This is a genomic window from Streptomyces sp. NPDC046915 (assembly GCF_040644935.1).
Lineage (GTDB): Bacteria > Actinomycetota > Actinomycetes > Streptomycetales > Streptomycetaceae > Streptomyces.
Window position 1 is genome coordinate 675,645 of record NZ_JBEYXB010000001.1, and the last position, 13,026, is coordinate 688,670.

General features: G+C 71.5%; 10 protein-coding genes. 9 read left to right on the forward strand and 1 reads right to left on the reverse strand.

Features of this window, described 5'->3' with window-relative positions; all coding sequences use genetic code 11:
* Positions 1-28: 28 nt before the first annotated feature.
* The gene (gene katG / locus ABZ915_RS02985; RefSeq protein ID WP_361794751.1) at positions 29-2,251 is read left to right on the forward strand and encodes a catalase/peroxidase HPI; all 2,223 of its coding nucleotides are present in this window, start codon (positions 29-31) and stop codon (positions 2,249-2,251) included.
* Positions 2,252-2,340: 89 nt separating this feature from the next.
* Here the strand turns inward: katG and ABZ915_RS02990 are convergent, their stop codons facing one another.
* Positions 2,341-3,198 (reverse strand): DMT family transporter, encoded by an 858-nt coding sequence (locus ABZ915_RS02990; protein WP_361794754.1) that lies wholly within the window; start codon positions 3,196-3,198, stop codon positions 2,341-2,343.
* 173 nt (positions 3,199-3,371) lie between these two features.
* Here ABZ915_RS02990 and ABZ915_RS02995 point away from each other — a divergent pair, with 173 nt between their 5' ends.
* The 8 genes from ABZ915_RS02995 (at position 3,372) to ABZ915_RS03030 (ending at position 13,025) form a co-directional block, all read left to right on the forward strand.
* Positions 3,372-4,094: an FAD binding domain-containing protein gene (locus tag ABZ915_RS02995; RefSeq protein WP_361794757.1), complete on the forward strand. Its 723-nt coding sequence runs from the start codon at positions 3,372-3,374 to the stop codon at positions 4,092-4,094.
* 129 nt (positions 4,095-4,223) lie between these two features.
* The gene (locus ABZ915_RS03000; protein ID WP_361794760.1) at positions 4,224-5,660 is read left to right on the forward strand and encodes a WGR domain-containing protein; all 1,437 of its coding nucleotides are present in this window, start codon (positions 4,224-4,226) and stop codon (positions 5,658-5,660) included.
* A 64-nt stretch (positions 5,661-5,724) separates the two neighbouring features.
* On the forward strand, positions 5,725-6,147 hold the full coding sequence (locus ABZ915_RS03005) for a DUF6003 family protein (protein WP_361794763.1): 423 nt from the start codon (positions 5,725-5,727) through the stop codon (positions 6,145-6,147).
* A gap of 105 nt (positions 6,148-6,252) precedes the next feature.
* Positions 6,253-6,705: a hypothetical protein gene (locus ABZ915_RS03010; protein ID WP_361794766.1), complete on the forward strand. Its 453-nt coding sequence runs from the start codon at positions 6,253-6,255 to the stop codon at positions 6,703-6,705.
* A gap of 207 nt (positions 6,706-6,912) precedes the next feature.
* The gene (locus ABZ915_RS03015) at positions 6,913-8,769 is read left to right on the forward strand and encodes a M1 family aminopeptidase (protein WP_361794769.1); all 1,857 of its coding nucleotides are present in this window, start codon (positions 6,913-6,915) and stop codon (positions 8,767-8,769) included.
* Between the two features lie 103 nt (positions 8,770-8,872).
* The gene (locus ABZ915_RS03020) at positions 8,873-9,283 is read left to right on the forward strand and encodes a hypothetical protein (RefSeq protein ID WP_361794772.1); all 411 of its coding nucleotides are present in this window, start codon (positions 8,873-8,875) and stop codon (positions 9,281-9,283) included.
* Positions 9,280-11,196 carry a GMC oxidoreductase gene (locus ABZ915_RS03025; RefSeq protein ID WP_361794775.1) on the forward strand — a complete coding sequence of 639 codons (1,917 nt, stop codon included), beginning with the start codon at positions 9,280-9,282 and terminating at the stop codon, positions 11,194-11,196. Before ABZ915_RS03020 ends, ABZ915_RS03025 begins: the two co-directional genes overlap by 4 nt.
* On the forward strand, positions 11,193-13,025 hold the full coding sequence (locus ABZ915_RS03030; protein ID WP_361794778.1) for a peroxidase family protein: 1,833 nt from the start codon (positions 11,193-11,195) through the stop codon (positions 13,023-13,025). The genes ABZ915_RS03025 and ABZ915_RS03030 overlap by 4 nt, the downstream gene beginning before the upstream one ends.
* The last annotated feature ends 1 nt before the right edge of the window (position 13,026 follow it).

The window sequence follows — 13,026 nt, forward strand, 5'->3', positions numbered from 1 at the left end:
GCGATCCAGCCAGTTCGGAAGGACTCCCATGACCGAGAACCACGATGCGATCGTTACGGACCCCAAGCCGGAGGAGGCAGGTGGCTGCCCCGTCGCGCACGGGCGTGCCCTCCACCCGACGCAGGGCGGCGGAAACCGCCAGTGGTGGCCGGAGCGGCTCAATCTGAAGATCCTGTCCAAGAACCCCGCCGAGGCGAACCCCCTCGGTGAGAAGTTCGACTACACCGAGGCGTTCCGGTCCCTCGATCTGGCGGCCGTGAAGCAGGACATCGCCGAGGTGCTGACCACCTCGCAGGACTTCTGGCCCGCCGACTTCGGCAACTACGGCCCGCTGATGATCCGCATGGCGTGGCACAGCGCGGGCACCTACCGCATCAGCGACGGCCGCGGCGGCGCCGGCGCCGGACAGCAGCGCTTCGCCCCGCTCAACAGCTGGCCCGACAACGGCAACCTGGACAAGGCCCGCCGGCTGCTGTGGCCCGTGAAGAAGAAGTACGGCCAGAGCATCTCCTGGGCCGACCTGATGGTCCTCACCGGCAATGTCGCGCTGGAGCAGATGGGCTTCACGACCTTCGGTTTCGCCGGCGGCCGCGAGGACGTCTGGGAGGCCGAGGAGGACGTCTACTGGGGCCCCGAGACCACCTGGCTCGACGACCGGCGCTACACCGGCGACCGCGAGCTGGAGAACCCGCTCGGCGCGGTCCAGATGGGTCTGATCTACGTCAACCCCGAGGGCCCGAACGGCAACCCGGACCCGATCGCGGCGGCCCGCGACATCCGTGAGACGTTCCGCCGCATGGCGATGAACGACGAGGAGACCGTCGCCCTGATCGCCGGCGGCCACACCTTCGGCAAGACCCACGGCGCAGGCCCGGCCGACCACGTGGGCGACGACCCGGAGGCCGCCTCGCTGGCGGAGCAGGGCCTGGGCTGGAAGAGCACCTACAACACGGGTGTGGGCAAGGACGCCATCACCAGTGGTCTGGAGGTCATCTGGACCACGACCCCGACCCAGTGGAGCAACGGGTTCTTCAAGAACCTCTTCGAGTACGAGTACGAGCCCGACCAGAGCCCGGCCGGCGCCCACCAGTGGATCGCGAAGGACGCCCCGGAGATCGTGCCGGACGCCTTCGACGCGGAGAAGAAGCACCGCCCGCGGATGCTCACCACCGACCTGTCGCTGCGCTTCGACCCGATCTACGAGCCGATCTCCCGCCGCTTCTACGAGAACCCCGAGGAGTTCGCGGACGCGTTCGCCCGGGCCTGGTACAAGCTGACCCACCGCGACATGGGCCCGAAGTCGCTGTACCTCGGCCCCGAGGTCCCCGAGGAGACCCTGCTGTGGCAGGACCCGCTGCCGGAGCGCGAGGGCGAGCTGATCGACGACGCCGACGTGGCGGCCCTCAAGGCCAAGCTGCTCGAGTCCGACCTGACCGTGTCCCAGCTGGTCGCCACGGCGTGGGCGTCCGCGTCCACGTTCCGCGGCAGCGACAAGCGCGGCGGTGCCAACGGCGCCCGTATCCGTCTGGAGCCGCAGCGCGGCTGGGCGGTCAACGACCCCGACGAGCTGGCGCTGGTGCTGCGCGCCCTCGAGGGCATCCAGCAGGAGTTCAACGCCTCCTCCGGCGCCAAGAAGGTCTCCCTGGCCGACCTGATCGTCCTCGGCGGTGTCGCGGCCGTGGAGAAGGCGGCCAAGGAGGGCGGCTTCGAGGTCGAGGTGGCCTTCACGCCGGGCCGGGTCGACGCGGGCGAGGAGCACACCGACGCGGAGTCCTTCGAGGCGCTGGAGCCGACCGCGGACGGCTTCCGCAACCACCTGGGCAAGGGCAACCGCCTGCCGGCCGAGTTCCTGCTGGTCGACCGGGCGAACCTGCTCACGCTGAGCGCCCCCGAGATGACGGCCCTCGTCGGCGGTCTGCGTGTGCTGGGAGCCAACCACCAGGGTTCGCAGCTCGGTGTCCTCACCAAGACGCCCGGCTCGCTGACGAACGACTTCTTCGTCAACCTGCTCGACCTGGGCACGACGTGGTCGGCGACCTCGGAGGACCAGAGCACGTTCGAGGGCCGCGACGCCGCCACGGGCGAGGTCAAGTGGGCCGGCAGCCGTGCCGACCTGGTCTTCGGCTCGAACTCCGAGCTGCGGGCGCTCGCGGAGGTCTACGCGAGCGACGACGCGAAGGAGAAGTTCGTGTACGACTTCATCGCCGCGTGGACCAAGGTCATGGACCTCGACCGGTTCGACCTCGTCTGATCAGGGCGTAGTCCCGTAAGGGCGCCCAGGCCCGGTCCCCGCGACCGGGCCTGGGCGCCCACGCGCGTGCCCACCCGCGCGTATGCGCCCTAGTGAACGAAATCGGCGAGATGGGGCACCACGCGCGTCAGCCGGAGGACGCCCCACAGGATCAGCAGCGCACCGGCCAGCTCGGGCAGCAGCCACCAGCCCGTGCGGATCTGCTCGTCGTACAGCGCCACGCCCAGCGCGAGGCTCACCGTCGCGTCGCCGATGGTCAGGGCGGGCTGCGAGGCGACCAGCGGGCCGGCCTGGAGGGAGTTCTCCAGCAGCAGGACCGCGCCGACGCCGACGAGCGCGAAGCCGTACGTCTGCCAGGTGGCCAGAAAGGCGGGCAGGCCGTCGTCGGCGAGCCGGTCCGTGGCCGACTTCATCAGGGCCGCGGTCAGCGCGTTGCCGATCGCGGCCGCCGAGGCCAGCGCGGCCGCCCGGAACAGGGCGGAGCGCGACGGAAGCGCGAGGGCGACGGCCGCGCCCATCGCGCCCAGGCACAGCGCCAGCACCGGCACCCAGCGCACCATGGCCGCCTGGTTCCGGGTGCCCGAGGGATCCGCCGCCACCAGGACCAGCGCCAGCCCGCCGACCACTCCCGCGACCGCGTGCCAGCCGGCGCCGGGCAGCCGGCGGTGCATGAGCGGAGCGGCGATCAGCAGCGCGAACGGCAGCTCCAGGATGAACAGCGGCTGGACCAGCGCCATGGGCCCGTTGATCAGTGCGATGGCCTGGAACAGGGCGGCGCCCGCGACACCGGCGATGCCGATCATCCACGCGGGGCGCCGGACGAGCGCGGCCAGCAGGCTCAGGCCGCCACCCCGTGACACCGTCGAGGCGGCCTTGCGCTGGAACGCCGTACCCACGGCGTTGCTGGCGGCGCCCAGGACGGCGAAGAGCACGGCGAGCACGATCACCCCTCCACCATGCCTCGTCGCGTACGGTTCGGCCTCGTCACGAGGGGCGCACGGTGCACGCGGGTGAGCCCTGTACGCGCCCCCACGTACCCGGGGAAAATGCGCCAAGTCAGCGGCCGGGCGGCCGAGATGTCCCCTCCGTCGCCCCCTTTCCAGGAAGGCAGGTCGGCGCCGTGCTCCTGCGTCTGCCCACGTCCGTGTCCGAAGCGCAGGAGTGCCTGGCCGAAGGGGCGGTGCCGGTCGGCGGCGCGACCCTGGTGTGGGCCGCCTGGCAGCGGGACGGCTTTCCGGAACAGGCGATGTCGCTGCGTGCCCTTCCCGAAGCCAATGTCGTCGGGCGGGGGACGCTGGGCGCGGCCGTGGTCCTGAACCAGGTGGGCGATTCGGTGCCGGAGGTGCTGCGCCGGGCGGCCGGCTCGGTGGGGACGGGAGCCGTGCGGCGCGCGGCCACGGTCGGCGGCAACCTCGTCGGCAGCACTTTGCGCTGCCTGCTGCCCCCGGCGCTCGTGCTGGACGCCCGGTGCACGGTGCTGGAGCCGCACAGCCGTTACGAGACCGACCTCGCGGAGGTGCTGGCCAAGCGTCCTGTGCTGCTCAGCCTGCACTGGCGGGAGCCGCTGGTCAGCGGGTACCGCAAGCTGTCCGGTGACGCGGGCGGGGAGCCGCCGCTGGTGGTCGCCGCCGCCGTGCACGCCGAGGGCGGCGGGGCCCACCGTCTGCGGGTCGCCGTCCGCGACGGCTACGAGGTGCTCAGCGGGAGCACTCCGTGCGGCACCGGAGCCGAGCAGGCCCTCGACTCCCTGCGGGACACGGACCTCGGGGCACTGCCCGCCGCGGCCCGGGACGTCGTCCGCCAGGAGGTCACGGCCCTGTTGACGCGCCTCACCGGCCGCTGAGGAACCTCCTCTTCCGTCGCCGCCTCGCGGACCGATTGTCAGTGCCCTCCCGTATGTTCCGGTCATCGAGGGCGGACGGCCGAGTCGTCGGTCCGCTGTGGGGACGTATGCGTGCGGGAGGGGCCTGTCGTGGCGGAGACGACGTATCTGGAGCTGTCCGAGGACGGTGGCGGGGCGCACAAGTTCTACGAGGTGACGGTCGACGGGACCACCGTCACGGTGCGCTACGGCCGCATCGGCGCGTCCGGCCAGGTGCAGGCGTCCTCGTTCGCGACACCGGCCAAGGCGCGGACGGCCGCGGCGAAGAAGATCGACCAGAAGGTCCGCAAGGGGTACGCGGCGGCCGTTCCCGGTGGCCGGGAACCGCGCCCCGTGACCCGGCGTCAGGTCAGCTCCGCTCCGTCCACGGCGCGCGCCACGGCGCCGGTGCTGTGGCGCTTCCGTACCGGTTCCGCCGCGTTCGGCATCCATGTCGACGAGGAGCGCGTGTGGGTGGGCAACCAGGCGGGCGATGTCTACACGCTGGGCCACGACGGCGAGGTGCTGGCCCGTTACCTGCTCCCGGACGGCGTCAAGTGCCTGGTGGCGGACGACTTCTGGATCTACGCCGGGTGCGACGACGGCAGGGTGTACGACCTGTCGTCGAAGCTGCCGTTCGCCGCGTACGAGATCGCGGCGAACGTCGACATCTTCTGGCTGGACATCCACGAGGGCGTGCTCGACGTCTCCGACGCGGCGGGCGGTCTCACCGTGATCGACCACGAGGACGAGCACCAGTGGTCCAGGCGGTCGTCCGGCCGCCACGGCTGGATGGTGCGGGCGGACGAACACGCCCTCTACCACGGGCACGGCCACGGCGTGACGGCCTACGCGCCGGACGGGAGCGGCCAGTTGTGGCACACCGACACACGCGGCGGCGTGCTGTTCGGCTGGCAGGAGGCGACGGCGGTGTACGCGGGCACGGACCGCCACGTGGTGCAACGGCTGTCGAAGGCGAACGGGCGGGTCGAGAGCGTCTACACGTGCGACGACGTCGTGTACTCGTGCGCCACCGCGCCGGGAGGCCGGTATGTCTTCGCCGGTGACAACGCCTCCTCCGTCTACTGCTTCGACGCCTCGGGCACCCGGCTGTGGAAGCTGCGCACGGGCAACGGCTCGGCCCTGTCCATGCAGTACTTCGACGAGCGGCTGTATCTTGTGACCACCGACGGGTCCCTGGTGTGCGTCGACACCTCGGAGGCGGCCATCGCCGCCGCCCAGCAGGGTTCGCTGCCCGTTGCCGTCGACGTCAAGTCGGCCGCGGCGCTGCCCACCTACAACCCCGCGACCTCGGTGTCCGCCCTGGCGACGGTCAGCACTCCGCCCGCGGGCGGAGTGGTCGTCGAGTGCGTCCAGCACGCCGGCCGGATGCGGGTCCACGTCCTCTCCGAGGGCTTCGAACCCGGCTGGAACGTACAGTTCCCGCGCGAGATCCGGGAGCCGGGAGCGCGCTACGTGGTGGACGCCGTGCACGCGGCGGCCGGCGGCTTCTACCGTGTGCGCGGCGAGATACGCCGGGTGCGGTGATCCGGCCGCGACGGGGTACCGGAAGCAGTGATCAGCCGGTCAAGTACCCCCGAGGAGGCTCGAGATGACCGACGACGCCTACCTGTTCCTGCTCACCGGCACGGCCGTGCCGCTCGGTGTTCCGCCCGCCGCCGTCGGGGAGCCGGCCTGCATGGAGACCCCGGCGGTGCGGGCGTGGCTGGACGCGCACCACGTGTCGGCGACGTCCCCGAGGCTGCGTGTGGTGCCGCCCGAGGACACGGCGGCCATCCCCGAGGACGCAGAGCGGCTGCCGGTCCCGCTCGGGGACGAGGAGCTGAGCCGGCTGCGGCAGCACACCGGCCCGGAGTCCATGGCCCGCGTCGAGAAGGAGCTCCTGGCCTACCGCGACTGCGCCGACGGCCGGGACGCCCTGCTGGGGCGGGCCCTGGCGGCCGGTGTGCCCCTGAACCGCATCGTGGAGCTGACCGGCGAGGATCCCGCCACCGTGGCGGCCGCCGCGAGATGAAGGGCCGGGGCGGCCCGTTCCGCCGCCGCCGTTACTCCGCCGCGCGGGGAGGGAACTCGGACCCCAGCCGGTTTACCGCACCACACGCACCAGGGGGTGCCCAGGATGCGACCACTGACCAAAGGACTGCTGGCGGGGGCGGCCGGCACCGTCGCGCTGAACCTGGTGACCTACGGCGACATGCTGCTGCGCGGCCGGCCGTCCAGTGACATGCCGGCCCAGCTGGCCGACCGGGTCGCCGACCGCGTGGGGGTGGGACTGGGGGACGGCGAAGCCGGGGAGGCCCGCGAGGAGGCCGCCGGTGCCCTGCTCGGCTATGTGACCGGGCTCGGCGTCGGGGCCGCCTACGGGCTGCTGCGAGGGGGTGACGGATCGTTCCCGGCCGTGGCGGCCGGGCCGCTGATCGGCGTCGCGGCCATGGCCGGCAGCGACGTCCCGGCCACGGCGCTCGGGGTGACCGACCCCAGTTCGTGGGATCTGACGTCATGGCTGTCCGACGTGGCGCCCCACCTCGCCTACGGTCTCACCACCGCCTGCGTGTACCAGGCACTGCCCTGACCGACCCGCGTTCCGCTGCCGGCCCGTGCCCTTCGGTGCGGGCCGGTGGTGTGCCCGGAGGGACTTTCACGCGCTGATCTGGCATGCCCTGGTCAAATCTGTCAGGCTTCGAGCGATACACGCAGCCCACGGCCGCCCCGGCGCACCCCAGCCGACCGGACGGCCGCCGAGCAGGCCGGAATCCCGGCCGCCGCAAAGGAGTTCCGTGTGAGACCGACCCCCCACAGAACCGTCCGCAAGGCCCTCGCAGCGGGCGCGCTCGCCCTCGCCGCGACCGCGGCCGTCACGCTGCCGGGCACCCCCGCGGCAGCCGCGCCGGCCGCCGCCTGCACCCCGGCGCAGGTGATGACCAACGGCGGCTTCGAGAGCGGCACTTCGCCGTGGAGCCAGTCCTCGACGAACGTGATCACCAGCCGCACCGGCCAGAGCGCCCACGGCGGGGCCTCCTTCGCCTGGCTGGACGGTGTCGGCGGTACGCACACCGACACGCTGACGCAGAGCGTCACGATCCCGAGTGGGTGCAGCAGCGCCACCCTCACCTTCTGGCTGCACATCGACACCGCCGAGACCACCTCGTCCACCGCGTACGACAAGCTGACGGCGAAGATCGGCAGCACCACGCTGGCGACGTACTCGAACCTCGACAAGAACACCGGCTACGTCCAGAAGTCCTTCGACGTGTCCGCGTTCGCGGGCCAGACCGTGAGCGTCGCCTTCACCGGCACCGAGGACTCCAGCCTCCAGACCAGCTTCGTCGTCGACGACGTCGCCCTCGCCACCTCCGGCGACACCGCCCCGCCCGCGGACTCCACCCGCACCCCGGCCGCGCCCTCGTACACCGTCAGCCTGAGCAGCAACACCAGTGGCACCGGGTGGACCGGCCACGAGAGCGCGACCTTCACCAACGCCTCCGCCACCGCGCTCAGCGAGGTGTATCTGCGGCTGTGGGACAACTACCACGGCACCTGCTCGGCCCCGCCGATCACCGTCACCAATGTCAGCGGCGGCACCGCGGGCGCCCTCTCCGTCTCCTGCACCGCCCTCCAGATCACCCTGCCGACGCCCCTCGCGCAGGGGCAGACCGCCACGATCGGCTTCGACCTGGGCATCACCGTGCCCAGCGGCGCCGACCGTTTCGGCTACGACGGGGCCTTCAGCTTCATCGGCAACGCCCTGCCCGTGCTCGCCGTCAAGGACGGGGCCGGCTGGCACCTGGACCCGTACACCAACAACGGCGAGTCGTTCTACTCGCTGGCCGCCGACTTCCGGGTGACCCTCGACCACCCCACCGCCCTGCTGGTGCCCGCCACGGGTACCTCGGTCGACACCCCCGGCTCCAGCGGACGCACCGTCACCACCGCGACCGCCGCCAAGGTCCGTGACTTCGCCTGGGCCGCCGGACCCTTCACCAAGATCTCCGGCACCTCGGCGACCGGTGTCCCGGTGAACGTCTACTCCGTCTCCGGCATCAGCTCCTCCAGCGCCCAGTCGATGCTCACCACCGCGAAGTCGGCCGTGGACGCCCATGCGGGGAGGTTCGGCGCCTACCCGTACGGCGAGCTGGACGCGGTGCTCGACAACAACTTCTGGTTCGGCGGCATGGAGTACCCCGGCTTCGTGCTGGACCTGGTCAGCACCACCGCGCTCACCCACGAGACCGGCCACCAGTGGTGGTACGGCATCGTCGGCGACGACGAGTACAACAGCCCCTGGCTGGACGAGGCGTTCACCGACTACGCCACCGACCTGGCGCAGGGCAAGACCGGCACCGGCTGCTGGAGCAGCGTCTCCTGGGCCTCGTCGGCGGAGAAGATCACCAACTCGATGGCCTACTGGGACGCCCACTCCTCCCGGTACTCCACCGTCGTCTACGGCTACGGCAAGTGCGCCCTGCACGACCTCCGCCGCGTCCTGGGCGACACCGCCATGGCGAAACTCCTGAAGGACTACGCCAGTTCGCACTGGTACGGGGTCTCGACCACCGCCGAGTTCAAGGCGGCCGCGCAAGCCGCCACGACCACGGACCTGACCTCGTTCTGGTCCACCCACCGCATCGACGGCTGACCCGGCACCGGACGGGCGCGTGGCCCGAGGTGCGAGGGAGGATTCATGACCATATCGTGGTATTTGGAGTGCTTCCAGGGTGTTCCTCTCCCCAGGAGCCGTCATGGCCACGAAATCCGCCTCCCCTCGTTCCGCCTCGGTCTACGCGCTCGCCGGAATCCGGCTGTTCAACGGCGCGACCGGACTGCTCGCACCCGATCTGCTGATCCGGCGCCTCGACCCCGACCGTGAGCCGCCCAGCCCGGCGGCCATCTACGCCTTCCGGCTGTTCGGGATCCGTACGATCCTGCTCGGCCTCGACCTGCTGACCAACCGCGGCGAACGGCTGCGGGAGGACCTGCGCGAGGGCATCCTCATCCATGGCAGCGACACCGCGACGGCGGCCTCCCTCGGGCTCGGCGGCCGGCTGCCGCCGCGTACGGCGGTGCTGACCACCCTCATCTCGGCCGTCAACACCGCCCTGGCCGCCACCGCGGCCGACTCCTTCGGAGAACCGAAGGGCAAGCGGAAGTGACCGCGGAGCCGCTTTCCGCCGGTCCGGCCGAGACGGGCTTCGACTACGTCGTCGTCGGTGCCGGTGCGGGCGGCGGCCCGCTCGCGGCCAACCTCGCCGCCGCCGGGTTCCGCACCCTGCTGCTCGACGCGGGCGGCGCCGAGGACGACGACAACTACGCGGTCCCGGCCTTCCACGCGGACGCCTCCGAGGACCCGGTCCAGTGCTGGAACTACTTCGTCCGGCACTACGCCGACGAGCAGCAGCAGCGGCGCGACAGCAAACTCGTCCCGGACCGGGGCATCCTCTACCCGCGCGCCGCGGCCGTCGGCGGCTGCACCGCGCACCACGCGCTGATCACCGTCTACCCGTACAACCGCGACTGGGACGCCATCGCGGAGGAGACCGGCGACGCCACCTGGCACAGCACTCCCATGCGCCGGTACTTCGAGCGGCTGGAACGGTGCACGTACCGGCCGAGACCCAAGGAACCACCGCGCAACGCCCTGCTGGCGGCACTGCTGAAGGCCCTGCCCGCCACCGGCGCCCGTTACCGCAACGACGCCCGGCACGGCTTCGACGGCTGGCTGCCCACCGCGCTCGCCGACCCCGGACTGGCGGTCACCGACACGCAGTTGCTGAAGGTGGTGCTCTCCGCCGCCGAGGACACGCTCGCCGGCTTCCTCGACCGGCCGCTGTCCCCGCTGGAGGGGTTCGGGTCCTTCGTCGACCCCAACGACTGGCGGGTGCAGCAGCGGGCGCTGCAAGGTCTGTGGCAGATCCCGCTCTCCACGGCCGGCGGACGGCGCAGCGCCGTACGCGAGCGCGTCCAGGCCGTGCGGCGCGAGCACCCGGACCGTCTGGTGGTCCGTACGCACGCCCTGGCGGCCCGGGTCGTACTCGACGAGGGCGGCGCGGCGACCGGAGTCGACTACCTGGACGAGGCCCACGCCTACCGGGCCGACCCCCGCAGCCGGCCGGCCGCCGGGCCGCCGGTCACCCACCGGGTCCTCGCCTCCCGCGAGGTGATCCTGGCCGCCGGCGCCTTCAACACGCCCCAGCTGCTGATGCTTTCGGGCATCGGACCGCGTGAGGAGCTGCAACGGCACGGCATTCCGGTGGAGGCCGACCTCCAGGGTGTGGGAGCCCATCTCCAGGACCGCTACGAGGTCGGTGTGGTCAGCCGGACGGAGCGTCCGTTCCGGATCGTCGAGGACTGCGGCTTCCACGCCCCGGCGCCCGGAGCCGAACCGGATCCCTGCTACCGGGCCTGGCGGCGCGGCGAGGGCCTCTACACGACCAACGGCGCCGTCGTCGGCATCACCCGCAAGTCCCGCCCCGAGCTGGACGCCCCCGACCTGTTCATCTTCGGCGGCCCCTTCGACTTCCGCGGCTACCGCCCCGGATACTCCCTCGAACTGACCCGCCACCGGGACCGCTTCACCTGGGCCATCCTCAAGAGCCGCACCCACAACACCGGGGGCCGGGTGCGGCTGCGCTCCACCGACCCCCGTGACACGCCCCTGGTGAACTTCCACTCCTTCACCGAAGGGACCGACAAGGACGGCGTGGACCTCGAAGCGATGGCGGGTGCCGTGGAGTTCGTGCGCGGGATGAACCGCAAGGCCTCGCCCGTGATCCGCGAGGAGCTGTGGCCCGGCGAGCAGGTCCGGGGCCATGACGCGATCCGCCGTTTCGTCCAGGACGAGGCCTGGGGTCACCACGCGTCCTGCACCTGCCGGATGGGACGGGCGGACGACCCGTCGGCCGTCGTCGACAGCCGTTTCCGGGTACGCGGTGTGGACCGCCTGCGGATCGTCGACGCCTCGGTGTTCCCCCGTATTCCCGGCTTCTTCGTCGCCGCGCCCATCTACATGATCAGCGAGAAGGCGAGCGACGTGATCCTCGAATCCGCACAAGGAGTACCACGATGAGCACGCAACGAGCCGGCTACCGTACCTCACTGCCCTGGCGGATCCTCACCACCGTCGCCGAGAAGGTCGACCGGCGGATCGGCTGGGACAAGCTGCCCGTCATCGCGGGCCTGCTCACGCTGTTCGGCCTGCGGGTCAGGCTGCGGCAGAAGAACCTCCAGGACACCAGCCACCTGCCCTCGGTCAACCTGCCGGACCCCGCTCCCCCGTCCGCGAGCAACAAGGTCAACCGCACTGCCAACGGCAGCCACAACGACCTCGGCGAACCCCGGATGGGCATGGCGGGCAGCCGCTTCGGCCGCAACATCCCGCTCGAGAAGATCGCCCCGGCCACGCCCGCGGACGTACTGTCCACTCCGAACCCGCGCGAGGTCAGCCGGGCCGTGCTCACCCGCCGGGAGCTGGTCCCGGCCGAGTCGGTCAACTCGCTGGTCTCCGCCTGGCTCCAGTTCATGATCCGGGACTGGTTCAGCCACGGGACCAGCCCCGCCGACCGCCCCTGGGAGGTCCCGCTCATGGACGACGACCCGTGGCCGGAGCACCCCATGCGGATCATGCGGACCCCGGACGACCCGACCCGCGACCCCCAGGCACCGCCCGGAACGCCCGACACCCGCGTCAACGTCTCCTCCCACTGGTGGGACGCCTCCCAGATCTACGGCTCGAACGAGACGGAACAGCGGCTGATGCGCACCGGCGAGCTGGGCAGGCTGCACCTGTGGGACGACGAGCAGTCCCCCATCCCCTCGGACCCCTCCCGCGACCCCTCGCAGGTTCCCGGCTTCTGGCTGGGCCTCGCCATGATGCACGACCTGTTCACCCGGGAGCACAACGCGATCTGCGACCATCTGCACGCCGCGTACCCGTCCTGGGGCGACGAGGAGCTGTTCCAGCGGGCCCGGCTCGTCAACGCCGCCCTCCTCGCCAAGATCCACACGGTGGAGTGGACCCCGGCCGTGATCAGCCACCCCACCACCGTGAAGGCGCTGCGCGCCAACTGGTGGGGTGTCGCGGGCGAGCGCGTCCACAACCTGTTCGGCCGGATCAGCGACAGCGAGGTCCTCAGCGGCATACCCGGTGGCGAGACCGACCACTACGGCGTCCCCTACGCCCTCACCGAGGAGTTCGTGGCCGTCTACCGCATGCACCCGCTCATCCGCGACGAGTGGCATCTGCGCTCGGCCGCCGACGACTCGACGCTGCGCCACTGCACCCTCCGCGACATCTCGGGCCCCGGGGCGCTGAAGTTCCTGGAGACCACGGAGATGACCGATCTGCTCTACAGCTTCGGCACGCTCCACCCCGGGCTGGTCACCCTGCACAACTTCCCCAAGTTCCTCCAGGAGTTCGAGCGTCCCGACGGTCATCTCCAGGACCTCGCCGCCACCGACATCCTGCGCTCCAGGGAACTCGGCGTACCCCGCTACAACGAGTTCCGCCGGCTGCTGCGGCTGAAGCCCGCGGAGAGCTTCACCGAGCTGACGTACGACCCGCAGTGGGCGAAGGAGATCGAGCGGCTCTACGACGGTGACATCGAGAAGGTCGACCTGTCGGTCGGGCTGTACGCGGAGAAGCTGCCGCGCGGATTCGCCTTCAGCGACACCGCGTTCCGCATCTTCATCCTGATGGCCTCGCGCCGGCTGAACAGCGACCGCTTCTTCACCGAGTACTACACCCCCGAGGTGTACTCGAAGGCCGGCCTGGCCTGGATCGACGACAACAGCATGGTGACCGTGCTGCTGCGCCACCACCCCGAGCTGCGCACGGCCCTCGCCGGACTGGACAACGCCTTCGTGCCGTGGCACACCGCGGCGAGGGCGGCGAGCTGAC

Bases quoted from the DNA above. Each gene is read 5' to 3' on its own strand.
- ABZ915_RS03030 (WP_361794778.1), top strand. From the start codon at position 11,193: ATGAGCACGCAACGAGCCGGCTACCGTACCTCACTGCCCTGGCGGATC.
- katG (WP_361794751.1), top strand. From the start codon at position 29: ATGACCGAGAACCACGATGCGATCGTTACGGACCCCAAGCCGGAGGAG.
- ABZ915_RS03010 (WP_361794766.1), top strand. From the start codon at position 6,253: ATGCGACCACTGACCAAAGGACTGCTGGCGGGGGCGGCCGGCACCGTC.
- ABZ915_RS03020 (WP_361794772.1), top strand. From the start codon at position 8,873: ATGGCCACGAAATCCGCCTCCCCTCGTTCCGCCTCGGTCTACGCGCTC.
- ABZ915_RS03005 (WP_361794763.1), top strand. From the start codon at position 5,725: ATGACCGACGACGCCTACCTGTTCCTGCTCACCGGCACGGCCGTGCCG.